Source organism: Pseudomonas sp. FW305-20 (assembly GCF_058788075.1).
Genome location: NZ_JBYTAJ010000041.1, coordinates 1 through 21,890 on the forward strand (window position 1 = coordinate 1; position 21,890 = coordinate 21,890).

At 61.2% G+C, this 21,890-nt stretch carries 21 protein-coding genes, 1 pseudogene and 1 riboswitch; of the genes and pseudogenes, 6 read left to right on the top strand and 16 right to left on the bottom strand.

Annotated features, from left to right (window positions below):
* Nucleotides 1-67 precede the first annotated feature (67 nt).
* The 6 genes from AC3WP4_RS25225 to cobO are packed head-to-tail and all read right to left on the bottom strand — an operon-like array spanning nt 68 to nt 6,075.
* Nucleotides 68-1,519 (bottom strand): cobyric acid synthase, encoded by a 1,452-nt coding sequence (locus AC3WP4_RS25225; protein WP_102614654.1) that lies wholly within the window; start codon nt 1,517-1,519, stop codon nt 68-70.
* Nucleotides 1,516-2,508: a threonine-phosphate decarboxylase CobD gene (gene cobD, locus AC3WP4_RS25230; protein WP_102614655.1), complete on the bottom strand. Its 993-nt coding sequence runs from the start codon at nt 2,506-2,508 to the stop codon at nt 1,516-1,518. Before cobD ends, AC3WP4_RS25225 begins: the two co-directional genes overlap by 4 nt.
* Nucleotides 2,501-3,409 (bottom strand): adenosylcobinamide-phosphate synthase CbiB, encoded by a 909-nt coding sequence (cbiB, locus tag AC3WP4_RS25235; RefSeq protein ID WP_102614656.1) that lies wholly within the window; start codon nt 3,407-3,409, stop codon nt 2,501-2,503. Before cbiB ends, cobD begins: the two co-directional genes overlap by 8 nt.
* Nucleotides 3,406-4,056 carry a 5,6-dimethylbenzimidazole synthase gene (gene bluB, locus AC3WP4_RS25240; protein ID WP_102614657.1) on the bottom strand — a complete coding sequence of 217 codons (651 nt, stop codon included), beginning with the start codon at nt 4,054-4,056 and terminating at the stop codon, nt 3,406-3,408. The genes cbiB and bluB overlap by 4 nt, the downstream gene beginning before the upstream one ends.
* Nucleotides 4,053-5,453 (bottom strand): cobyrinic acid a,c-diamide synthase CobB, encoded by a 1,401-nt coding sequence (locus AC3WP4_RS25245; protein WP_102614658.1) that lies wholly within the window; start codon nt 5,451-5,453, stop codon nt 4,053-4,055. Before AC3WP4_RS25245 ends, bluB begins: the two co-directional genes overlap by 4 nt.
* A 10-nt stretch (nt 5,454-5,463) precedes the next feature.
* Complete coding sequence (gene cobO, locus AC3WP4_RS25250) at nt 5,464-6,075, bottom strand: cob(I)yrinic acid a,c-diamide adenosyltransferase (protein ID WP_074874701.1); 612 nt, start codon at nt 6,073-6,075, stop codon at nt 5,464-5,466.
* Nucleotides 6,076-6,156: 81 nt separating this feature from the next.
* Nucleotides 6,157-6,389, bottom strand: a riboswitch (cobalamin riboswitch).
* A gap of 154 nt (nt 6,390-6,543) precedes the next feature.
* Between cobO and AC3WP4_RS25255 the strand changes: the two genes are divergently transcribed.
* Together AC3WP4_RS25255 and AC3WP4_RS25260 are read left to right on the top strand one after the other, a co-directional pair.
* Entirely contained in the window at nt 6,544-7,128 is a 585-nt protein-coding gene (locus AC3WP4_RS25255; RefSeq protein WP_102614659.1) for a hypothetical protein, read from the top strand.
* Nucleotides 7,129-7,195: 67 nt separating this feature from the next.
* Complete coding sequence (locus tag AC3WP4_RS25260) at nt 7,196-8,503, top strand: PQQ-dependent sugar dehydrogenase (RefSeq protein WP_102614660.1); 1,308 nt, start codon at nt 7,196-7,198, stop codon at nt 8,501-8,503.
* 118 nt (nt 8,504-8,621) lie between these two features.
* Here the strand turns inward: AC3WP4_RS25260 and AC3WP4_RS25265 are convergent, their stop codons facing one another.
* The 6 genes from AC3WP4_RS25265 to AC3WP4_RS25290 all read right to left on the bottom strand — a co-directional run bounded on the left by AC3WP4_RS25265 (nt 8,622) and on the right by AC3WP4_RS25290 (nt 13,958).
* Nucleotides 8,622-9,275: an O-methyltransferase gene (locus AC3WP4_RS25265; protein WP_076030220.1), complete on the bottom strand. Its 654-nt coding sequence runs from the start codon at nt 9,273-9,275 to the stop codon at nt 8,622-8,624.
* A gap of 15 nt (nt 9,276-9,290) precedes the next feature.
* Nucleotides 9,291-9,827 (bottom strand): C40 family peptidase, encoded by a 537-nt coding sequence (locus AC3WP4_RS25270; RefSeq protein WP_074880553.1) that lies wholly within the window; start codon nt 9,825-9,827, stop codon nt 9,291-9,293.
* Nucleotides 9,828-9,991: 164 nt separating this feature from the next.
* On the bottom strand, nt 9,992-10,639 hold the full coding sequence (locus tag AC3WP4_RS25275) for a C40 family peptidase (RefSeq protein ID WP_076030219.1): 648 nt from the start codon (nt 10,637-10,639) through the stop codon (nt 9,992-9,994).
* A 214-nt stretch (nt 10,640-10,853) separates the two neighbouring features.
* On the bottom strand, nt 10,854-11,558 hold the full coding sequence (hda, locus tag AC3WP4_RS25280; protein ID WP_008148645.1) for a DnaA regulatory inactivator Hda: 705 nt from the start codon (nt 11,556-11,558) through the stop codon (nt 10,854-10,856).
* Between the two features lie 230 nt (nt 11,559-11,788).
* A complete protein-coding gene (locus AC3WP4_RS25285) occupies nt 11,789-12,862 on the bottom strand; it encodes an AI-2E family transporter (protein ID WP_074874691.1) in 1,074 nt (357 codons plus the stop codon).
* A 37-nt stretch (nt 12,863-12,899) separates the two neighbouring features.
* Entirely contained in the window at nt 12,900-13,958 is a 1,059-nt protein-coding gene (locus AC3WP4_RS25290) for a DUF2066 domain-containing protein (protein ID WP_102614661.1), read from the bottom strand.
* A 382-nt stretch (nt 13,959-14,340) separates the two neighbouring features.
* Here AC3WP4_RS25290 and purM point away from each other — a divergent pair, with 382 nt between their 5' ends.
* Genes purM through AC3WP4_RS25305 form a run of 3 tightly spaced genes read left to right on the top strand, consistent with a single transcriptional unit; the run spans nt 14,341 to nt 16,783 of the window.
* A complete protein-coding gene (purM, locus tag AC3WP4_RS25295; RefSeq protein WP_074874687.1) occupies nt 14,341-15,399 on the top strand; it encodes a phosphoribosylformylglycinamidine cyclo-ligase in 1,059 nt (352 codons plus the stop codon).
* 11 nt (nt 15,400-15,410) lie between these two features.
* Nucleotides 15,411-16,061: a phosphoribosylglycinamide formyltransferase gene (purN, locus tag AC3WP4_RS25300; protein WP_074880550.1), complete on the top strand. Its 651-nt coding sequence runs from the start codon at nt 15,411-15,413 to the stop codon at nt 16,059-16,061.
* Nucleotides 16,062-16,069: 8 nt separating this feature from the next.
* On the top strand, nt 16,070-16,783 hold the full coding sequence (locus AC3WP4_RS25305; protein ID WP_102614662.1) for a DUF3108 domain-containing protein: 714 nt from the start codon (nt 16,070-16,072) through the stop codon (nt 16,781-16,783).
* 63 nt (nt 16,784-16,846) lie between these two features.
* Here the strand turns inward: AC3WP4_RS25305 and AC3WP4_RS25310 are convergent, their stop codons facing one another.
* The 4 genes and pseudogenes from AC3WP4_RS25310 to AC3WP4_RS25325 form a co-directional block, all read right to left on the bottom strand.
* The gene (locus tag AC3WP4_RS25310) at nt 16,847-18,025 is read right to left on the bottom strand and encodes a cystathionine gamma-synthase (protein ID WP_102614663.1); all 1,179 of its coding nucleotides are present in this window, start codon (nt 18,023-18,025) and stop codon (nt 16,847-16,849) included.
* A complete protein-coding gene (locus AC3WP4_RS25315; protein WP_074874681.1) occupies nt 18,022-19,398 on the bottom strand; it encodes a pyridoxal-phosphate dependent enzyme in 1,377 nt (458 codons plus the stop codon). Before AC3WP4_RS25315 ends, AC3WP4_RS25310 begins: the two co-directional genes overlap by 4 nt.
* A 169-nt stretch (nt 19,399-19,567) precedes the next feature.
* A complete protein-coding gene (locus AC3WP4_RS25320) occupies nt 19,568-20,431 on the bottom strand; it encodes a methyl-accepting chemotaxis protein (RefSeq protein ID WP_404942553.1) in 864 nt (287 codons plus the stop codon).
* Nucleotides 20,423-21,193 (bottom strand): annotated as a pseudogene (locus AC3WP4_RS25325) (MCP four helix bundle domain-containing protein); the annotation flags it as partial. The pseudogene AC3WP4_RS25325 and the gene AC3WP4_RS25320, both read right to left, overlap by 9 nt.
* A gap of 253 nt (nt 21,194-21,446) precedes the next feature.
* On the opposite strand from AC3WP4_RS25325, the gene AC3WP4_RS25330 reads away from it, so the two are divergent.
* Nucleotides 21,447-21,863, top strand: a complete 417-nt coding sequence (locus AC3WP4_RS25330; protein WP_102614665.1) for an OsmC family protein — start codon at nt 21,447-21,449, stop codon at nt 21,861-21,863.
* Nucleotides 21,864-21,890: the final 27 nt, after the last annotated feature.

Consider the following 21,890-nt stretch of genomic DNA (forward strand, 5'->3'; position numbering starts at 1 on the left):
GCTCCCACAGGTGATCGCATTCCAATGTGGGAGCGAGCCTGCTCGCGATGGGGCCGCAACAGCCACCTTAAATCCCGCAGAGCTCACGCAACAGTCGGGTATCCAGATGCTTCTCCACCAGATCCGCCAGCCGCTCGATATCGCGCTCACGTAACGCGTGATAATCCACGTCCTGCACCGCCTGCAAACCGGCCCAGCGCAACAGCGCACTGCACGCCGCGGGCGATTCAAACAAGCCATGCAAATAGGTACCGAAAATCTGCCCGTCCACACTTTGCGCACCGTCGCAGCGACCGTCGTCCAGCAGCACCGCGGCGTTTTCCAGCGCCGGTCCGGTGGTGACCCCGGCATGAATTTCATAGCCGCTGACCGGCGCGTCTTCCAGCGCCAGACGCCCGCGCACATTGCGCAATTGCTTCTCTTCTTCGAGCCGGGTTTCGAATGCCAACAAGCCCAGACCGGCGCTGGAACCCGGGGCGCCTTCGAGGCCCAGCGGGTCGTGGACCTGTTCGCCGAGCATTTGCAGACCGCCGCAAATCCCCAGCACTTTGCCGCCATAACGCAGATGACGACTGATCGCAGTGTCCCAGCCGTTGGCCCGCAGATACGCGAGGTCATTGCGCACGCTTTTCGAGCCGGGAAGAATTATCAGGTCGGCCGGTGGAATTGCCTGCCCGGGGCCGACAAATTGCAGATCCACCTGCGGATGCAGGCGCAACGGATCGAAATCGGTGTGGTTGCTGATGCGCGGCAGCACCGGCACCACCACTTTCAGAACGTGGTCGGCCTTGTCGGTCTGACGCTGATCGATGCCGTCCTCGGCTTCCAGGTGCAAGTCCATCACGTAAGGCAGAACGCCGATCACCGGTTTGCCGGTGCGCGCTTCCAGCCAGTCCAGCCCCGATTGCAGCAAAGCGATATCGCCGCGAAACCGATTGATGATGAAGCCTTTGACCCGCGCCTGCTCGCTGGGCGACAGCAGTTCCAGCGTGCCCACCAGATGCGCGAAAACCCCACCGCGATTGATGTCGGCAATCAGCACCACCGGACAATCCACGGCTTCGGCGAATCCCATGTTGGCGATGTCGCCGGCACGCAGATTGATCTCGGCCGGCGAGCCCGCGCCTTCGACCATGACCACTGGATACGCCGCGCTCAGTCGTTCATGGGAGGCCAGCACTGCTTGCATGGCAATGGCTTTGTAGTCGTGATACGCGACTGCGTTCATCGTCGTGACGGCGCGGCCATGGATGATCACTTGGGCGCCAGTGTCGCTGTTGGGCTTGAGCAGCACCGGGTTCATGTCGGTGTGCGGCTCGAGGTTGGCGGCCTGGGCCTGCACCGCTTGCGCACGACCGATCTCGCCACCGTCGGCGGTCACGGCACTGTTGAGCGCCATGTTCTGTGGTTTGAACGGTACGACGCTGACGCCCTGACGCGTGACCCAGCGGCACAACGCCGTTACCAGCGTACTTTTACCGGCGTCGGAAGTGGTGCCTTGCACCATCAAGGTAGTCATTGGGTTTCCTCAGCGTAGGCTTCGAACGCTTGCGCGAGACGTGTCCAGTCGGCTTCATCGGCGGGCAAGCCGAAACGCAGGCTGCTGTTGTGCGTGAACATTCGCAGCAGAATGCCGCGCCGGGCCATGAAGGCATGCAGCTCTTCGGCGCGTTCGGTGATCAGCCATTGGAACAAGGCGCAGCCGCCCTGTGGTTCGAAGCCGTGGTGTTCAAGCAGCAGCGCCAGACGTTTGCTGGCCTCTTCTGTGCGAACCCGTTGCCGGATATGCCCTTCGGTATCCAGCAGGCAGGCCTGACCCAGTACCCGCGTCGGCCCGCTGACCGCCCAAGGCCCGACTTGCTCGGCCAGCAACTTGAGCACCTTGCGCTCAGCCAGAACGAAACCCAGACGCACACCGGCCAGGCCGAAAAACTTGCCGAAGGAACGCAGCACGATCAACCCGACCTGATTGGCAAAAGGTGCCAGGCTCAGCTGCGGCGTGTTGTCCATGAATGCCTCGTCCACCACCAGCCAGCCACCGCGTTGGGCCAGCCGCGTGTGCCAGTCGAGCAAGCGACTGGGTGTCAGGCTCAGGCCGGTAGGATTGTTCGGATTGACCACCACCAGCACGTCGAGGCTGTCGAGAAAGAAGTCGACTTCCTGCTCCAGCACTTCACGCACGATGTAGCCATTGCGGCGCCACGCTTCGGCATGTTCGGCGTAACACGGCGAGAGCACGCCGACCTTGCCGGCCCGGCGCAAACGCGGCAGCAACTGGATCGCCATTTGCGAGCCGGCCACCGGCAGCACCTGGGCAGCGCCGTAATATTCACAGGCCGCCTGCTCCAGACCGTCATCGGTTTCCGGCAACCGCGCCCAGGCCCGCAACGGGATCGGCGGGACCGGAAACGGCCAGGGCGCGAGGCCGCTGGACAGGTCGAGCCAATCGGCTTCGGCGATGCCGTAATCGAGCGCCGCCTTGCGTAACCGCCCACCGTGCTCAAGCATAAAATTCAGCCCCCACGCAGAGGATCAGCAACCATAACCATACCCCGCGCTGGACCAATTGCCAGCCGCGGTCGATGGAGTCGGCGTCTGCCGGTTCGCCTTCGCCCAATGGCGGACGCTGATGCAGTTCGCCGTGATAAATCGCCGCCCCGCCCAACTCGACGCCGAGCGCACCGGCACCGGCCGCCATCACCGGACCGGCATTCGGGCTGTCCCAAGTCGGGCCTTGAGTGCGCCAGCATTTCAACGCCAGTCGGGTTTTGCCCAGCACCGCGTACGTCAACGCCACCAGGCGTGCAGGAATATAGTTGAGGACATCGTCGATCTTTGCCGCGGCCCAGCCAAAACGCTCGAAGCGTTCATTGCGGTAACCCCACATCGCATCCAGCGTGTTGCTCAAACGGTAGAGCACCACGCCTGGCGCGCCGGCCACGGCAAACCAGAACAGCGCAGCGAATACCGCATCGCTGCCGTTCTCCAGCACCGATTCGGTGGCGGCGCGGGCGACTTCGGTCTTGTCCAGTTCGCTGGTCTGGCGGCTGACCAGATAACTGACCCGTGTGCGCGCCTCGTCCAGGTCATCACTGCGCAGCGCCTTGGCCACCGGCTCGACGTGTTCACCGAGGCTGCGCATGCCGAGGGCGCAATAGAGCAGGAGAATCTCGACGATCCAGCCGATGTAGGGCGCCCAGGAAAATGCGGTGGCCAGCAGGGTCAGCGGCAACACCGCGATCACCCAGGCAGTGACGCCATGGCTGCGCCAGCCGCGACCTTCACCATTGAAACGTTGCTCGATTCGGTCGGCAAAGCGGCCGAACGCCACCAGCGGATGCCAGCGTTTGGGTTCACCCAGCAGCGCATCCAGCGCAACCGCGGCGACACTCAACAACGCCACACTCATTGACTCACTCCCCAATAATTTTCATACAGCAGTTCACTGAGCGGACGCGCCTGCGCCCAGCCTTCGAGTACCAGCATCGGCGCCGGATAGAACTCCGTGACCGGCCCCAGGCAAAGAACGGCCAAGGGTTTGGCACCCGCGGGAAAACCCAACAGGTCCGCCAGGGCTTGCGGCTCGAACAGCGAGACCCAGCCCATGCCCAATCCTTCAGCGCGGGAGGCCAGCCAGAGGTTCTGGATCGCGCAGGAGAGCGACGCCATGTCCATTTCCGGCATCGTGCGCCGGCCGAAGATGTGACGCTCGCGATCGTCCATCAGCGCGGCGACCAGCACCTCGGCGCAGTCGTTGATGCCTTCGACTTTCAGCTTCATGAATTCGTCGGTGCGCTCGCCGAGGGCTTCGGCGGTGCGGATGCGTTCTTCTTCCACCAGTGACTGGATCTTGCCGCGCAGGGCTCGATCGCTGATGCGGATGAACCGCCAGGGCTGCATCAGGCCGACGCTCGGCGCCTGGTGTGCGGCTTCGAGCAGGCGCTGCAGCAACTCAGGCTCGACGATGCCGCCGCTGAAATGACGCATGTCGCGGCGTTCGCCGATGGCTCGGTAGACCGCCGCGCGTTCGGCTTCAGAAAATGCGTTGTCGGTCATGGCCTCTTCGCGAGCAAGCCCGCTCCCACAGTGGAAGGTGTGCTATCTGAAGAAACGCGGTCCCCTGTGGGAGTGAGCCTGCTCGCGATGGCGTCCTTATGGTCAGGCACAAACAGCGCGGCAATCGCCAATGGATTGGACGGAAAATAAAAGTGCACATAAGAAGCCGTCATCCGCCCCTCACGATAAACCGCCTCCGCCCCTCGCCCACCATTCGGGCTCAGCCCACGAGCAATCGGCTCAAGCTCAGTGCTGGTCAACGAGTGGTGATAGGTGTGCCCGCGCAACAAACCTTCCGGCAATTCGACGGCCTGCAACGCCAACGCGGCCAGACGCTTTTGCATCACCGCATCCCCCGTCAGCAAGCCAACCAGTTCAGCGCGAGTGCCCTCGACATCGGTCAACGAATCGAGCAGATACAGCATGCCGCCGCACTCGGCCAACAACGGCTTACCCGCCGCATGGTGAGCGCGGATTGCGGCCAGCATCGTGGTGTTCTGTGACAGCGCCACGTGATGCAATTCAGGATAACCGCCAGGCAGATAGAGGCTGTCTGCCTCCGGCAGTTGCATGTCACGGATCGGCGAGAAAAACGACAACTCGGCGCCCATGGCCCGCAGCAGATCCAGGCTCGCGCCGTAGGTAAACGCAAAGGCTTCGTCCCGGGCCACGGCAATTCGCACACCGGCCAGCAAGGGTTCGGCTGCGATCATTTCAGGCGCGGCGAATTCCACAGCCGGTGGTAGAGCGACATCGCAACTGCTGGCCAATGACTCGGCGGCGGCATCGAGGCGCAGGTCGAGATCGTTCAACTCACTGGCCTGAACCAGCCCGAGGTGCCGACTCGGCAATTCGATACCGGTTTCCCGGGACAGCGCGCCATACCAGCGCAAACCTTCAGTCAGACTGCCTTCGAGCAACTGCGCATGGCGCACGGTGCCGACGCGGTTGGCCAGCACACCGGCAAACGGCAAGTCCGGCTGATACTTCGCCAGCCCCAACGCCAATGCGCCAAAGGTCTGGGCCATGGCGGTGCCGTCGATCACGCCGAGCACCGGCACACCGAAGTGCCGCGCCAGATCAGCGCTGGACGGCGTACCGTCGAATAGCCCCATGACGCCTTCGATGAGGATCAGATCGGCTTCGCCGGCCGCTTCCCACAACAGTCGACGACTTTCCTGCTCGCCGACCATCCACATGTCCAGTTGATACACCGGCGCACCGCTGGCGCGCTCGAGAATCATCGGGTCGAGAAAGTCCGGCCCGCATTTGAACACGCGCACCTTGCGCCCCTGATTGCGATGCAAACGGGCCAGCGCGGCGGTGACGGTGGTCTTGCCCTGACCGGAGGCCGGTGCGGCAATCAATACCGCCGGGCATTGACGATGGCTATTCATAAAGTGCAGCTCACAACTCGACGCCTTTTTGCGCCTTGATCCCGGCCTGGAACGCGTGCTTGATCACGCCCATTTCGGTGACGGTGTCGGCCAGCTCGATCATCTCCGGCTTGGCGCCGCGACCGGTGACTACCACGTGCTGCATTGGCGGACGGGCCTGCAAGTCGCTGAGCACCTGATCGAGATCCAGATAACCGTGCTTGAGCGCGATGTTCAATTCGTCCAGCACCACCAGGCCGATCGACGGATCACGCAGCAATTCGCGCGACACTGCCCACGCAGCTTCAGCGGCGGCGATGTCACGCTGGCGATCCTGGGTTTCCCAGGTGAAGCCCTCACCCATCACATGAAAACGCACCTGCTCCGGGAAGCGCCGGAAGAACAGCTCCTCGCCGGTGCTGTTGCGCCCCTTGATGAACTGCACCACGCCACACTGCATGCCGTGGCCCATGGACCGGGCGAGCATGCCGAAGGCCGAGCTGCTTTTGCCTTTGCCGTTGCCGGTCAGCACCAGCAGCAGGCCGCATTCATTCGGGGAATTGGCGATGCGTTCGTCGATCACGGCTTTTTTGCGCAGCATGCGCGCCAGATGACGTTCGTCACGATCGGGGGTATCAGTCATGGGGGAGCTCTCCGTTGAGGCTGGATAACGGCGGGCAGGCACAAGAATAGACGGCAACAAGCCTGGCATCGCCCACCGTGATGCCGCTGGATGGATCAGGCCGGTCTCCGGGCTCATGAGCGGCGTTGGCCTGACTGCGCGCCTTCCCATGTTGATATCAACACAGTGGCTCAAGGCGCAGCCTTCACTCATTTACCGTTGCGGGGGCAGCGCCGGGATCATGGCTCTTCGTCGCTTGAAGAGCGTCACTCACCGGCTTCCCTGTTTCACTCTGTCGACCAAGGTCACAGAGCACCTGAAACAAGCCGCGAAGGTTAGAGGGTTGGGGATGGAGCGTCAATTGAAGACGGGCAGCCTGGGAGCGAATAACTGCTGTCGATCAATTATCTGACGCCAATCTTGTGCCACACTCCCAGCAGTGATATCAAAGAGCCACAATCTCACAACACAATAACAAGGGTGAGCCACATGCAAGGCATGATCATCAGCAATCCGAAGCTGGAATTCCTGCGACCGGTGCTGGAACGCTGGTTTGACTGTATCGACCGCTACAACGCCGTGCGCGGCGATAACGAAACGCCTTACTGGTTCGATGAAAAAGCCAACCTGAGCCTGCTGTCCGCCGCGGCCTGGATGGCAGAGATGGTCACGCTGCAACAAACACCGACCCGTAAACAGATCGAAGAAGGCGAACGCAATGGCCGCGCCGATCTGTTTATCTCGGGCAGCGAAGAACGCGCTTACCTTCAGGCGACCCAGCGCTGGCCACGGGTCAACAACCTGAACCTGACTCAAGCGTTGCAGGACATCACCAGCGACGCCAAACGCATCAGCTACGCCAGCGACCTGAAACTCGGCTGCCTGTTCGTTGCGCCGCAAAAAGCCCAACAAAGCGCCACCCCGGAAGAGCTCCAGGACATGGTCGACGACCTGCAAAAGGAACACACCTGCGCAGTGGCCTGGTACTTCCCCTATGCCTATCGCAAGTTGCGCAACGAAACCGGCAACTATCACCCCGGCATCGCCGTGCTGTTCAAGGAATCCCGCGGCTGACCGGTTGAACCATCGCGCACTGCACTTCTCTATTGATTAGCTCACTGCATTCATAGGGAAGATCAGCATGCGCAAGCCTCAGCTCGCTCTCGTCATCGTGCTCGCCGGAGGGCTTGCCGCCTGTGGTGAAACCGCCAGGCTGCAAGTCTCCGACGGCACCGGCCCATCGCCCAAGCTGCCAGAACCGAACAAAACCCTGATCCCGACGGTGAACATCGCCCCGGCGATCGGCTGGCCGGACGGCGCAAAACCTATCGCCGCGACAGGAACTCAGGTGGTGGCTTTTGCCGAAGGCCTCGATCACCCGCGCTGGCTCTACGTGCTGCCCAACGGCGACGTGCTGGTCGCCGAAACCAACGCACCCGCCAAACCCGATGCCGGCATTCGTGGCTGGATCATGGGCAAAGTCATGGGCCGTGCCGGCGCCGGCGTACCCAGCCCGAACCGCATCACGCTGCTGCGGGACAAGGACCACGACGGCATCGCCGAAACCCGTACGGTGTTCCTGGAAAACCTCAACTCGCCCTTCGGCATGACCCTGGTCGGCAATGACCTGTACGTCGCCGACACGGACCGCTTGCTGCGCTTCCACTATGAAAGCGGCGAGACGGCGATCAAGTCGCAGCCGATGAAGGTGATCGACCTGCCGGGCGGCACGCTGAATCACCACTGGACCAAAAACGTCATCGCCAGCAAGGACGGCAGCAAGCTGTACGTCACCGTGGGCTCGAACAGCAACATCGGTGAAAACGGCATGGATCAGGAGGAAGGTCGCGCGGCAATCTGGGAAGTGGATCGCGCCACCGGTAATCATCGGATCTTCGCCTCGGGGATTCGTAATCCAAACGGCCTGGCCTGGGAACCTCGCAGCGGCGCATTGTGGACAGCGGTCAATGAGCGCGACGAAATCGGCAGCGATTTGGTGCCGGATTACATCACTTCAGTGAAGGACGGCGGGTTTTACGGCTGGCCTTACAGTTATTACGGTCAGCATGTCGATGTTCGCGTCAAGCCGCAAAACCCCGACCTGGTGGCCAAGGCCATTGCGCCGGACTACGCGGTCGGCCCGCATACCGCCTCGTTGGGCCTGACGTTCGCTGAAGGCAACAGACTGCCGGCGCAATTCAAGGAAGGAGCATTCATCGGCCAGCATGGGTCATGGAACCGTAAACCGCACAGTGGCTACAAAGTGATTTTCGTACCGTTCAGCGCAGGGAAACCGAGCGGGCCGCCGATTGATGTGCTCACTGGCTTCCTCAATAACGAGGAAAAAGCCATGGGCCGGCCGGTGGGCGTGGTGATTGACCGGCAGGGGGATTTGTTGGTGGCGGATGACGTGGGCAACAAGGTGTGGCGCGTGTCGGCGGCTCAATAACTGCAATACACATCAACTGTGGGAGCGAGCCTGCTCGCGATGAGGCCGGTACACCCGACATTGAACTTGCCTGACCCACCGCTATTCGCGAGCAAGCCCGCTTCCACAAGAACCGCGTTCAGCGCTTGCGGCAGAGTGTGAGCCCATCCCCCAACGGCAACAGCGACAAATCCACACGCGAGTCATCCTTCAAGGCGCAATTGAGCGCCTGGATGGCTCGGGTGTCTTCACTCTCGGGATTGTCCTCAAGCACCCGACCACTCCACAGCGTGTTATCAAACACCGCCAGCCCGCCGACGCGCAGCAGACGCAATGCATGCTCCAGGTAAAGGGGGTAGTTGGCTTTGTCGGCATCGATAAAGATCAGGTCGAATGACTCTGGCTGATCCAGCTGAGCCAGGGTTTCCAGCGCGGGCGCCAAACGCAGATCGATCCGCGCGGCAAGTCCCGCTTCCTGCCAGTAACGGCGCGCGGTGGCGTTGTAGTCACCGGGAATGTCACAGCAGATCAGCGAACCGTCATCCGGCAGCGCAGCCGCCATGCACAAGGCGCTGTAACCGGTGAAAGTACCGATTTCCAGCAGGCGCCTGGCACCGATGAGTTTCACCAATAGCGCGAGGAATTGCCCCTGCTCCGGCGCCACCTGCCAGCGAGCCATGGGCAGCGCCTGGGTTTCGTCACGCAAACGCTTGAGCAACGGCGTTTCGCGCAGGGAAACGTCGAGCAGGTATTGATACAGGGAATCGTCGAGATTGAGTGTGCGAGCGGTCATGACAACCTCTGCCCTTTAGGGATTGCGTGCCAAGTGCTCAGGTTGCAAGACGCGCTTGGCGCTCAGATAGGCTTTCTGCCAGTAAGCTTTGGACAAGCTGTCGAGCTTCACCGTGCCGCCGGTGGCTGGCGCATGGACGAAGCGACCTTCGCCGACGTAGATCCCGGCGTGGCTGACCTGAGAACCGCCATTGGTGGCGAAGAAGATCAGATCACCGGTTTGCAGGCCTTCCTTGCCCACGCTGGCCGCCTGCATGCCGATCATCTCGCGCGTGGTCCGCGGCAGGGAAATGCCGGCGACATCACGGTAGACATAACCGATCAGCCCGCTGCAATCGAAACCCGAATCCGGCGTGTTGCCACCCCAGCGATACGGCGTGCCTACCAGGCCGAGCGCGCGGAACAAGACGTCTTCTGCCTCAGGCGAGAATGCTTGGGAGGAACTGAAAACAATCGGCGCGCGAACCACCGGTGCAGGTGGCGGTGTACGGCTGGCGCAGGCGCTGAGCAGCGCTGCGAAGAACATGATTGCGAGGCGGGCCGACGTCGACATAGGCAGAACATCCTGATCTGGCTGCGGCTTTTTCTGCAGGGGCGCAGAAAAGAAAACCGCCTGCGCAGGACGCAGGCGGTTTGCCATCAATAATAGATCAGGATTCTAGCTGCTACGGGGCAAACTTCAAGTAAGACTTTAAGTTCACCTTACAAACTGTCCGCTTACTTGCGCGCCGTGACGATCGGGGCCGTCGCCGGTGCCATCGCGAGAGCGCGTTTGGCTTCGATGAAAGTCTTGCTCCAGTAGCTGTCGCCCAGGCTATCGATCCGCACACCACCACTACGACGGCTGCTGGAATGGATGAACTGGTTGTCACCCAGGTAGATCCCGGCGTGACTGACGCGGCCGCGACGGCCATTGGTGGCGAAAAACAGCAAGTCGCCCGGCTCCAGTTTGCTGCGAGAAACCAGCGGAGCGTCGACGTTGATCATTTCGCGGGTGGAACGTGGCAGGTTCAGGCCGGCTTCTTCACGAAACAGGTAACCGATGAAGCCGCTGCAATCAAAGCCTGCTTCGGAGGTGCCGCCGAAACGGTAACGGGTACCGATCAGGGACATGCCGCGTTCAAGGATGCTGTCGGCCAGAACCGGAAGCTGATACGACTTGCCGCCGGCGAAGTCTGCCAGTTCTTTTTCGCTGGCCGCTTCTTCCTGCTCAAGCGCTTGTTGATAAAGAACGGAAGATTGGGCGGTAGCAGAGTTTTTAACCTGCTGTTGTTGCTCTTGCTGGGACACTGGAGAGTGAGCAGCGCAACCGAACAACAGGGTGACGAGTGCGAGAGGCACGAGGGGTGCAAAGCGATTTAGCATGGGCACGACCGTGGCTGATAGTTCTAAGAAGCCGAGACTATGCCTACTATCAAACTCATTTGCAAATTCAATCGACCTTTATGTGACTTCTTGGTTTCGCGTTTACATCTAAGCGCTTAAGCCCGTTTTAGACGTTCGCGCAGCCTGCAACCCTGTAGGAAAGCGGATTTCTTGACGCCTGAAATATGCCGAAACCCGCTACAGGCCTTGGTTTTCACCAGCCTAGCGTTTCTTTCAGGAACGGGATGGTCAGCTTGCGTTGAGCCTGGAGGGAAGCCTGATCGAGACGTTCAAGCAGCTCGAAAAGCGCACTCATGCTGCGCGTACCGCGGGTCAAGATGAAATGCCCGACTTCATCGGTCAGGTGCAGGCCACGACGCGAGGCGCGCAGTTGCAAGGCACGCAATTTGTCTTCATCGGAGAGCGGACGCATCTGAAAGATCAGCGCCAGAGTCAGACGGGATTTGAGGTCCGCCAGCTTCACTGGCAGTTCACGCGGGGAGGTCGATGCGGCGATCAGCAGGCGCCGACCGCTGTCACGCAGACGATTGAACAGATGAAACAACGCCTCTTCCCAATCCGCCCGACCAGCCACCGCCTGCAAATCATCCAGGCAGACCAGTTCGTACTGTTCGAGGTTGTCGAGGATCGCGATACCGCGATCGAGCAGTTCGGCCAACGGCAAATACACCGCCGGCTCTCCCAGTTGCTCGAAGCGCAGGCAGGCCGCCTGCAACAAGTGCGTACGCCCTACCCCGTCCTTGCCCCAGAGATAAATCAGGCTTTCGGTCCAGCCGGCGTCGGCTTCGCATAGCCGCTCGACATAGCCGAGTGCAGCGGCATTGGCGCCTGGATAGTAATTGATAAAGGTAGCGTCATCACGCAGACGCACACCTAGGGGCAGCTGAATCGGTTTCATGCTGACTGAACAGTTCCAAAGGAACCGTTAGTGGCCTCTGTGTAAAGTTTGCGAAGTTTATACCCGTGAGGCGGGTCGCACAATGCGACAGACCACAAGCAAAATCAAAGGTTTGCGTTAACACCCTGGTTTTATGACAGTTTCTTTGGCGGCGCAGGTGACAGCCGCGCGAGGGATTCGGGCCAGCCCGGCAATGCACCAGGCTGGCCGCGATGGTTGATCAGCCGCTCTTAAATCCCGGACTCATCAACACCGCTGTACATATCAGAATCTTTATACAAATCATGCATATGGCGCACCAGCACCATGATCACAGCCGCCACCGGCAGCGCCAGCAGCACGCCGGTAAATCCGAACAGCTCGCCCCCAGCCAGAATCGCGAAGATCACCGCCACCGGGTGCAGACCGATCTTGTCCCCCACCAACAATGGCGTGAGCACCATGCCTTCCAGCGCCTGCCCCACCATAAACACCGCGACGATACCGAACAGGGGATACAGATCGCCGCCGAACTGGAACAGACCGGCAATCAAGGCCGCGCCGATCCCGATGACGAACCCCATGTACGGCACGATCGCCGCCAGACCGGCAATCAACCCGATCAACAGCCCCAGCTCCAGCCCGATCAACATCAGGCCGGCCGCGTAGATCACGCCCAACGCCACCATCACCAGCAACTGCCCGCGCACGAACGCACCGAGCACTTCATGGCATTCACCTGCCAGGGTCATAACCCGCTCTTCGCGGTCACGGGGCAGCAGGCTGCGGATCTTGGCCATCATCAGGTCCCAGTCCCGCAGCAGATAGAAGACTACTACCGGGATCAGCACCAGATTCGCCAGCAAGCCAATCAATGCAAGGCCCGAGGCCGTTGCCTGACTCAGCACCACTCCGACGATGTCAGTGGTCTGGCCCATGTGCTCACTGATCGCAGCCTTGAGCTTGTCGAACTTCCAGAAATTATCCGACAGTCCGAATTTCGATTGCGCCCATGGCAGTGCAGTGTGCTGCAACCAATCGAGCATCTGCGGCGTCAGCTCATACAAGCGAAACAACTGCTTGGCGAGCATGGGTATCAACACCAACAGCAATGCCGTGAAGATCAAGGTAAACAGCGCAAACACCGCCACAACGCCCCAGGTCCGAGACAGGCCGGCCTTCTCCAGCCGATCCACCAGCGGGTCGAACAGATAGGCCAGCAGCAATGCGATCAGGAACGGGGTCAGGATCGGATGCAACAACCAGACAAACACGCAGAGCAGAACCACCCCACCCAACCAGAACCAACGCCGCGTATCGGCCATGTACCACTCCATATGCATCTATATAAAGAAAGAAAACTTACCAACGGAAACGCAGCTGCGGCGTCGGTGCCGGCGTTGGCGCTACGGCCGGTGTCGAACCGGCGGCCGGTTGAACGGGGGTGGCGGGGGCTGGTGCCTCACCCGCTGGAACTTCCTGCAACCTGGCCAGCGACAATTGCGCCTTCAACTGTTCGGCACTGCCGTTGACCCGATAAAGAATCCGGTCGCCGTCGACACTTTGCAGGCGCGCACCAAACGGTTCCAGCAAGCGCCCAAGCGCCGCGTAGTGTTCCAGATTCATGCCCTGCACCTCGAGCAATTGTTCGCCCGAAGCCCCCGGCTTGACGACAAACCGCGGTGCCAGCCGCTGACTGACCGCCAGCATCACCGCATCGGCCACCGCGGCCTGATCCGCGCCCTGCACGCTGCCCGCCTCCTTTTTGTCGCCGAGCCACAAATTCCACTTGGCCTGCCACTGTCCGCCCTCTTCACGCGCATGCACCGCGAGCAAGGCGTCAGCGTTGTAACGCTCCGATGCCCCGCGCAGTGGCGTCGCGTCCGTACCTTCCAGATTCGGTGCGGTGGCGACGATCTGCTCGCTCAGATCGGCCAGCGGCAAACGCAGCGGCAAGCCACGGTGTTGCGCCGCTCGACGCAACGGCGCAGCACTGGCCTGGCCATCGCCGACCAGGCTCGAACCCTCGGTGGAATCGTTCAACCACCAGCCGAGGATCGAAGGCCGGTTTGCCCCCCACAACGACAGCCCGGCACGGCGCAATGCCTGCTCGGTGGAGGCCGGGTCGAAATCGACCTTCAGCACTTCCGGCGGGCCGGCGTCAAAGCCGTACTGACTGATGATTTGCTGCGGATCCTTGCGCAGTGCCGCCAACCCCGGACTTTGTGCAGCCTTGGGATCGCCGGTCAGCCGCAACACCAGCGTCTCCAGCGCTTGCTGGGTCGCTTGATCGCGCACTTCCGGGGTTTGACCACTGACAGGCTGACGCACCTGATACAGATTTTTTACGGTTTCGGCATGACTCGCCAGGCTGACCAATGACATACAGCCCGCAAACAAAAATCTAGAAAAAAAACGCATGGCGGATTCCTGACGACAAGAGCGGCTGGAACAGGCCGCGTGAACCGGATTGAGCAAGGCTGTGACCACGCCCCCCAGCAAAACATTCACCTGACCCTGGTAAGTTTTTGCACTGTCCTAACGATAGACGGTTAATAGCGATACCTTATACAGCCATGAAGGAGGCGACCAACACGGGCAATGAAGGTTTTTTTAAGCGGATATGCCCCTGCTGTCGGCCTGAGGATGGCCGCTGCCCCTCAAGCCTGATAAAATCGCGCGCCTTCGCAGACCGGCAACAGCCGGGCACCCTGAAATTCGTCGATGGCACTCGCCTTCGCCTGTTTCGGCGGTCCCACTGGACTCGGTCGTTACCCCTGAATCCCCCCTAAAGGCCTGGATCATGAGCAAGCAACCCTCCCTGAGCTACAAGGACGCCGGTGTAGACATCGACGCCGGTGAAGCATTGGTCGAACGCATCAAGAGCGTCGCCAAGCGCACTGCGCGCCCGGAAGTCATGGGCGGCCTGGGCGGTTTCGGCGCCCTCTGCGAAATCCCGGCCGGCTACAAGCAGCCCGTGCTGGTTTCCGGCACCGACGGCGTCGGCACCAAGCTGCGCCTGGCGCTGAACCTGAACAAGCACGACAGCATCGGCATCGACCTGGTTGCCATGTGCGTGAACGACCTGGTGGTCTGCGGCGCAGAGCCGCTGTTCTTCCTCGACTACTATGCCACCGGCAAACTCAACGTCGAAACCGCGACCCAGGTCGTGACCGGCATTGGCGCTGGCTGTGAATTGTCCGGCTGTTCCCTGGTTGGCGGCGAAACCGCTGAAATGCCAGGCATGTATGAAGGTGAAGACTATGACCTGGCCGGCTTCTGCGTCGGCGTCGTGGAAAAGTCTGAAATCATCGACGGTTCCAAAGTCGCTGCAGGCGATGCCCTGCTCGCCCTGCCGTCTTCCGGCCCGCACTCCAACGGCTACTCGCTGATCCGCAAGATCATCGAAGTGTCCGGTGCAGACATCGAAAATATCCAGCTCGACGGCAAACCGCTGACCGACCTGCTGATGGCCCCGACCCGCATCTACGTGAAGCCGCTGCTCAAGCTGATCAAGGAAACCGGCGCCGTCAAAGCCATGGCCCACATCACCGGTGGTGGCCTGCTGGACAACATCCCGCGCGTTCTGCCAAAAGGCGCACAAGCGGTGGTTGACGTTGCAAGCTGGACTCGCCCTGCCGTGTTCGACTGGCTGCAAGAGAAAGGCAACGTCGACGAAAACGAAATGCACCGCGTGCTGAACTGCGGCGTCGGCATGGTCATCTGCGTTGCTCAAGAGCACGTCGAAACCGCGCTGAACGTATTGCGTGAAGCCGGCGAGCAGCCTTGGGTCATCGGTCAGATCGCCACCGCTGCCGAAGGCGCGGCTTCGGTTGAACTGAAGAACCTCAAGGCACACTGATGCAAGAGCGGATGTCCCAGACCTGTGATGTGGTGGTGCTGTTGTCCGGCACCGGCAGTAACTTGCAGGCCTTGATCGACAGCACGCGGACCGGCGACAGCCCGGCCCGCATCGCTGCGGTGATTTCCAACCGCGCCGACGCCTACGGCCTGCAACGCGCCAGGGACGCGGGTATCGACACCCGCACCCTGGATCACAAGGCTTTCGAAGGCCGCGAGGCCTTCGATGCCGCGCTGATCGAACTGATCGATGCGTTCAATCCCAAACTCGTGGTACTGGCCGGGTTCATGCGCATTCTCAGCGCTGACTTCGTGCGCCACTACGCGGGTCGCCTGCTCAACATCCATCCCTCGCTGCTGCCCAAATACAAAGGGTTACACACTCATCAGCGCGCGCTGGAAGCCGGCGACACCGAGCACGGCTGCTCCGTGCACTTCGTCACCGAGGAACTCGATGGCGGACCACTGGTCGTACAGGCAGTAATACCGGTAGAGTTGCACGATTCGCCGCAGAGTCTGGCGCAGCGAGTCCATACCCAGGAACACCTGATCTACCCGTTGGCTGTACGCTGGTTTGCCGAAGGTCGTTTATCACTCGGCGAGCAAGGTGCTTTACTGGATGGAAAGTTGCTCGCGGCCAGCGGCCACTTGATTCGAACCTAGGAGATTTTATGCGTCGCGCCCTGCTCTTCGCTTGCGCTCTGCTCGCACTGCCCTTTGCGCAGGCTGCAGAACTTCAACCTTTCTCCGCCAGCTACACCGCTGACTGGAAGCAGTTGCCCATGAGCGGCACCGCTGAACGCAGCCTGACCAAACAAGCCAACGGCGCCTGGAAGCTCAGCTTCAAGGCCTCGATGATGATCGCCAGCCTGACCGAAGAAAGCACCCTGACTTTGGACAAGGACACCTTGCTGCCGCAGTCCTACCACTTCGAACGTGGCGGCCTGGGTAAAGCCAAGAAGGCTGACCTGGATTTCGACTGGACCAACAAAATGGTCACCGGCACCGATCGCGGTGATCCGGTCAAGATCCCGCTCAACCGCGGCATGGTCGACAAGTCCACTTATCAGCTCGCCCTGCAGCACGACGTGGCCGCTGGCAAGAAAAGCATGAGCTATCAGGTCGTCGACGATGGTGAAGTCGATACCTATGATTTCCGCGTGCTGGGTTCGGAAAAGGTCGACACCAAGGCTGGCCAGATCGAAGCAATCAAGGTCGAGCGCGTGCGCGACCCGACGCAAAGCAAGCGCATCACCGTCCTGTGGTTCGCCAAGGATTGGGATTACCTGCTGGTTCGTCTGCAACAGGTTGAAACCGACGGCAAGGAGTACAACATCATGCTTCTCGACGGTACGGTCAACGGCAAGGCTGTCAAAGGCAGCTGATCCGGCTCGACACCAAAATCCGGAATCCGATAAGGGTTCCGGATTTTTTTTGCCTGCTGATTTTCAGATCCGCGCCAGCGCCTGTGCCAGGTCGTCGCGCAGGTCTTCGACATCCTCGATCCCCACGGACAACCGCACCAACGCATCACCGATGCCGAGTTGCGCACGGGTCTCTTGAGGGATGCTGGCGTGGGTCATGATCGCCGGGTGCTCGATCAGGCTTTCCACCCCGCCCAGGCTCTCGGCCAAGGCAAAGATCCGCACACTCTCGAGGAAGCGCGTGGCACCGGCCAGGTCGCTGTTCAGGTCGAGGGAGATCATCCCGCCGAAACCACGCATCTGCCGCTGCGCCAGTACGTGCTGCGGGTGCGACGGCAGGCCCGGATAATAGACGCGCGCCACTTGTGGCTGACGCTCCAGCCATTGCGCCAGGTCCAGCGCGTTGTTGCAGTGGCGCTCCATGCGCAGCGCCAGGGTCTTCACGCCGCGCAGGGTGAGGAAAGCGTCGAACGGCCCGGCAATCGCGCCTACCGAGTTCTGCAGGAAGCCCAGACGCTCCGCCAGGTCTGCGTTTTGTCCAACCACCGCGATGCCGCCGATCACGTCGGAGTGGCCGTTCAGGTACTTGGTGGTCGAGTGCAGCACGATGTCGAAGCCCTGCTCCAGCGGGCGTTGTATCCACGGGCTGGCAAAGGTGTTGTCGGCCACACAAATGATGCCTCGCGAGCGACAGATGCGTCCGACGGCAGCGAGGTCCGTCAGGCTCAGCAAGGGATTGCTTGGCGTCTCGACCCAAACCATCTTCGTGTCGGGCTGCAGTGCCGCTTCGAATCCCTCCAGGTCAGTCAGATCGACGAAGCTGAAGCGATGCCCGGCGCTGCGTTTGCGCACCTTGTCGAACAGCCGAAAGGTGCCGCCGTACAAATCATTGCCGGAGACGATGTGCGAGCCCGCGTCGAGCAATTCGAGCACGGTGGAAATCGCCGCCAGCCCCGACGCGAACGCGAAGGCTCGGGTGCCGCCCTCGAGGTCTGCAACGCAACGCTCCAGCGCAAAGCGCGTCGGGTTGTGCGAGCGCCCGTAGTCGAAGCCTTTGTGCACACCGGGGCTCTGCTGCAAATAGGTGGAGTTGGCATAAATCGGCGGCATCAGCGCACCGGTGGAAGGGTCGGGCGTTTGCCCGGCATGGATCACACGGGTGGCGAAGGCGCGTGGTACTGCGTTTTCGTCGTGTTGACTCATGTAAGGGATCTCCGTAGGTGAATGAGCATGTCGACTCGAGTAATCAAGCCGTAGAAGCCCGAAGCGTCGGCGATGATCGCCACCAGCCCACGGTCGAGCTCCGCTCGCAGTTGCGCCAGACTGGCGCTGGGCGGCAGGGTTTGCAGCTTGTCGGTCATCGCGCTGGCCACACTCATGCGAAAGTGCGAAGCATCTTCCTGCAGGCCAAGCAGAATGTCGGACTCGTCGATCACGCCGACCAGCCGCTTCCCGCCCTCCAGCACCGGCAGTTGCGACACATCCGCCAGACGCATGCGCTGGAACGCGGTGAGCAGTGTGTCGTCCGGGCCTACGCTGATCACCCGGCCATCCTCGAAACGCCGCGAGATCAGGTCGCGCAGATCGCCATAATGTTTGTATTGCAACAGGCCCTGGTCGTTCATCCACTGGTCGTTGTAGACCTTCGACAGATAGCGCGTGCCGGTGTCGCAGACGAAGCTGACGACCCGCTTCGGCTCGGTCTGCTCGCGGCAATAACGCAACGCCGCCGCCAGTAGGGTACCGGTCGAAGAGCCACCGAGTATGCCTTCGGCGCGCAACAGCTGGCGGGCATGATCGAAGCTTTCCTCGTCGCTGATCGAATAGGCGTGGCGCACGCTGGACAGGTCGGCAATCGACGGAATGAAGTCTTCGCCGATGCCCTCCACCGCCCAGGAGCCGGGCGTGTTCATGGTGCCGCTGCGGCTGTATTCGGCCATCACCGAGCCGACCGGATCGGCCAGCACCATGACCAGGTCCGGTTGCACGCGGCGAAAGAAACGAGTCAGCCCGGTCAGCGTACCGGCCGAGCCGACGCCGACGACGATCGCGTCCACGTCATGCTGAGTCTGCGCCCAGATTTCCGGCGCGGTGCTGCATTCATGGGCCAGCGGGTTGGCCGGGTTGTTGAATTGATCGGCGAAGAAAGCGTCGGGGATTTCCAGCGCCAGCCGCGCCGCAACGTCCTGGTAGTAATCGGGATGGCCCTTGCCGACATCGGAGCGGGTGATGTGCACCTCGGCGCCCATCGCCTTGAGGTGCAAGACCTTCTCGGTGGACATCTTGTCCGGCACCACCAACACCACTCGGTAACCCTTGGCACGACCGACCAGGGCCAGGCCAAGGCCGGTGTTGCCGGCGGTGGCCTCGACGATGGTGCCGCCGGGACGCAGGCTGCCATCGCGTTCGGCCGCGTCGATCATCGCCAGACCGATGCGATCCTTGATCGAACCGCCGGGGTTCTGCGATTCGAGCTTGAGGAACAGCGTGCACGGGCCGGTATCGAAACGGCTGACGCGCACCAGCGGCGTGTTGCCGATCAGTTCGAGCACGGCGGGTCGGGAGTCGGTGGGCATGTCGTCACCTCGCTACGCAAATCAGCACTGGATGGACAGCAACCGACGGCGAGTCATCACGCGCCAGTCGCAAGTAAAGTATCGTTTGGACCATAGGCCGGGATGGCGCCACCCGCAACCTTGCACAGCCAGCCGGTAGCGCCGCCGGAACGACAAAACCGCTGCGCGTTCAGACCGAGAACCGCGCCACCATCGTGTTCAGATCGACCGCCAACCGAGACAGCTCCTGGCTCGCGGCACTGGTTTGATTTGCCCCGGCCGACGTCTGTAACGCCAGATCGCGAATGTTCATCAGGTTGCGATCCACCTCGCGCGCGACAGCCGCTTGTTCCTCCGAGGCGCTGGCGATCACCAGGTTGCGCTCATTGATCAGGGTAAACGCCGTGGCGATTTCCTCCAGCGCCGTGCCCGCCGCTTTCGCCACTTCAAGAGTCGAACGCGCGCGCGTGTTGCTCTGCTGCATCGAACTGACCGCAGCATCGGTGCCTTTCTGGATGCCGGAGATCATCTGCTCGATTTCCTGGGTCGATTGCTGCGTCCGGTGCGCCAGCGCCCGCACTTCATCGGCCACCACCGCAAAGCCGCGCCCGGCACTCCCGGCCCGCGCCGCTTCGATGGCCGCGTTCAGGGCCAGCAAGTTCGTCTGCTCGGCAATCGAGCGAATCACATCCAGGACTTTGCTGATGCCATAAACTTTCTGCGCCAGGTCCTCGACCTGGGTGGCGTTGGCGGTGACATCGTCGGCCAGGGATTCGATGGACAACACGGTCTGATGCACCTGCTCGCGACCGTGCTGGGCGATCCGGTCGGATTCCCGAGACGCTTCGGACGTGGCCACCGCATTGCTCGCGACCTCCTCCACCGCCGCGGTCATCTGATTCACTGCCGTGGCGGCCTGGTCGATTTCCAGGCTCTGCTGGTGCAGGCCCCTGGTGGCCTCTTCGGTCACACAACTGAGCTGTTCCGAGGCCGAGGCCAATTGGCTGGATGAGTCGGAAATACGCCGCAGGGTTTCGCGCAAACTCCCCTGCATGCTCTTGAGGGCGTGCAGCAGCCGCGCCGGTTCGTCCTTGCCGCTGATGCTGATATCACCGGTGAGATCGCCGCCAGCCACCCCTTCAGCCACCCTCAACGATTGGGAAAGCGGCACGACAATACTGCGAGTCAGCAGCAGCGCCAGGCCGATGGTCATCAGCGCTGTCAGGCCGATCATCACCCCGACCCAGACCCGCGCATGGCTGAACACCTGGCGCGCCGCCTGCGTCGCCAGGTTAGCATTGTGCTTGTTCAGTTCGACCAATGCCTTGAGGGTGGCGGCGATTTCATCGGCCAACGGGCTCATCTCGCCATTGAGGACAGCGGCCGCCTCCTCCACCCGTCCCTGAGCAGACAGCGTCATCACCTGAGTCTGGAACTGCAGGTATTGTTGCTCCGAGGCTTTGAAGCGATCGAACAACACACGCTCTTCGGGCAGCACGATCAGCGCGTCATAGCGCTGCCGAGGTTCATCCAGGATGCCTTTGAGCTCGTTGAGTTTGCTGACGTTTTGCGCCAGCGCCTGCGGGTCCCGATTGATCAGCAGGCGCATGGTCAGTGCCCGCAGCCGCAGCATGTCCTGATTCATCTCCCCGACCGCCATCACGCTGGGCAGCCAGTTGTCATCGACCTGATCGGACTGCGCGCGCATGTTCGACATTTGCAGCAGCGCGAACGCCCCCAATCCAAACACCATTAACGCCAGCAGGCCAAAACCCAGGCCCGCGCGCGGCGCAATATTGAGACTTCTGATACTCATTGCTCTGGTTCCTTCCAAAAGCGCTGCATCAACCCTGCAGCGGGCTGCTTAAGAAGGTATCGGCCCGGAGAAATTTTGCGTAAGACGAAAACGTGATATCAAAACGCCTTAACTGCTTCGATCACCGGGCGGTAACGGTTCAGCGTTCGAGAATGGGCGAGCTATCAAGTGGAACGCGTCACTGGAAGAGTGCTCTATACCTTCAAGGTGTTTTTTGCTCGAATGACTTTTCCTGTTGCCTATGAGGTTTCCCATGACTGTCACCGTCAATACCGTTTCCACCGAAGGTTATCGTCACAGCGTCCAAATCGATGACCATCAACTGTTTGCCGACGTACCGACACTCGCCGGCGGCGAAGGCTCGGCGCCCGAGCCACACGATTACTTCGACGCCGCCCTGGGTGCCTGCAAGGCGCTGACCCTGAAGATGTACGCGAAGAAAAAAGACATCCCGCTGACCGGTGTCACGGTCGAAGTCAAACGTGACAACAGCGAAGAGCAGAAAGGTAAATATGCCCTGCACGTCAAACTGACACTCAAAGGTGTGCTCTCCGACGCTCAGCGCGACGAGTTGCACCGCGTCGCCGACCGTTGCCCGGTCCACAAGTTGATGACCACCACAGACGTCAGCATCGAAACGCACCTGGCTGAAGGTGCCTTCAGCCAATAGCGGCAAGGGCTGCGCAAGCGGGTTATG

What these genes read in the sequence shown, in the direction of transcription:
- AC3WP4_RS25225 (WP_102614654.1), bottom strand. Translation starts at nt 1,519, where the DNA reads ATGACTACCTTGATGGTGCAAGGCACCACTTCCGACGCCGGTAAAAGT.
- cobD (WP_102614655.1), bottom strand. Translation starts at nt 2,508, where the DNA reads ATGCTTGAGCACGGTGGGCGGTTACGCAAGGCGGCGCTCGATTACGGC.
- cbiB (WP_102614656.1), bottom strand. Translation starts at nt 3,409, where the DNA reads ATGAGTGTGGCGTTGTTGAGTGTCGCCGCGGTTGCGCTGGATGCGCTG.
- bluB (WP_102614657.1), bottom strand. Translation starts at nt 4,056, where the DNA reads ATGACCGACAACGCATTTTCTGAAGCCGAACGCGCGGCGGTCTACCGA.
- AC3WP4_RS25245 (WP_102614658.1), bottom strand. Translation starts at nt 5,453, where the DNA reads ATGAATAGCCATCGTCAATGCCCGGCGGTATTGATTGCCGCACCGGCC.
- cobO (WP_074874701.1), bottom strand. Translation starts at nt 6,075, where the DNA reads ATGACTGATACCCCCGATCGTGACGAACGTCATCTGGCGCGCATGCTG.
- AC3WP4_RS25255 (WP_102614659.1), top strand. Translation starts at nt 6,544, where the DNA reads ATGCAAGGCATGATCATCAGCAATCCGAAGCTGGAATTCCTGCGACCG.
- AC3WP4_RS25260 (WP_102614660.1), top strand. Translation starts at nt 7,196, where the DNA reads ATGCGCAAGCCTCAGCTCGCTCTCGTCATCGTGCTCGCCGGAGGGCTT.
- AC3WP4_RS25265 (WP_076030220.1), bottom strand. Translation starts at nt 9,275, where the DNA reads ATGACCGCTCGCACACTCAATCTCGACGATTCCCTGTATCAATACCTG.
- AC3WP4_RS25270 (WP_074880553.1), bottom strand. Translation starts at nt 9,827, where the DNA reads ATGTCGACGTCGGCCCGCCTCGCAATCATGTTCTTCGCAGCGCTGCTC.
- AC3WP4_RS25275 (WP_076030219.1), bottom strand. Translation starts at nt 10,639, where the DNA reads ATGCTAAATCGCTTTGCACCCCTCGTGCCTCTCGCACTCGTCACCCTG.
- hda (WP_008148645.1), bottom strand. Translation starts at nt 11,558, where the DNA reads ATGAAACCGATTCAGCTGCCCCTAGGTGTGCGTCTGCGTGATGACGCT.
- AC3WP4_RS25285 (WP_074874691.1), bottom strand. Translation starts at nt 12,862, where the DNA reads ATGGCCGATACGCGGCGTTGGTTCTGGTTGGGTGGGGTGGTTCTGCTC.
- AC3WP4_RS25290 (WP_102614661.1), bottom strand. Translation starts at nt 13,958, where the DNA reads ATGCGTTTTTTTTCTAGATTTTTGTTTGCGGGCTGTATGTCATTGGTC.
- purM (WP_074874687.1), top strand. Translation starts at nt 14,341, where the DNA reads ATGAGCAAGCAACCCTCCCTGAGCTACAAGGACGCCGGTGTAGACATC.
- purN (WP_074880550.1), top strand. Translation starts at nt 15,411, where the DNA reads ATGTCCCAGACCTGTGATGTGGTGGTGCTGTTGTCCGGCACCGGCAGT.
- AC3WP4_RS25305 (WP_102614662.1), top strand. Translation starts at nt 16,070, where the DNA reads ATGCGTCGCGCCCTGCTCTTCGCTTGCGCTCTGCTCGCACTGCCCTTT.
- AC3WP4_RS25310 (WP_102614663.1), bottom strand. Translation starts at nt 18,025, where the DNA reads ATGAGTCAACACGACGAAAACGCAGTACCACGCGCCTTCGCCACCCGT.
- AC3WP4_RS25315 (WP_074874681.1), bottom strand. Translation starts at nt 19,398, where the DNA reads ATGCCCACCGACTCCCGACCCGCCGTGCTCGAACTGATCGGCAACACG.
- AC3WP4_RS25320 (WP_404942553.1), bottom strand. Translation starts at nt 20,431, where the DNA reads ATGCAGGGGAGTTTGCGCGAAACCCTGCGGCGTATTTCCGACTCATCC.
- AC3WP4_RS25330 (WP_102614665.1), top strand. Translation starts at nt 21,447, where the DNA reads ATGACTGTCACCGTCAATACCGTTTCCACCGAAGGTTATCGTCACAGC.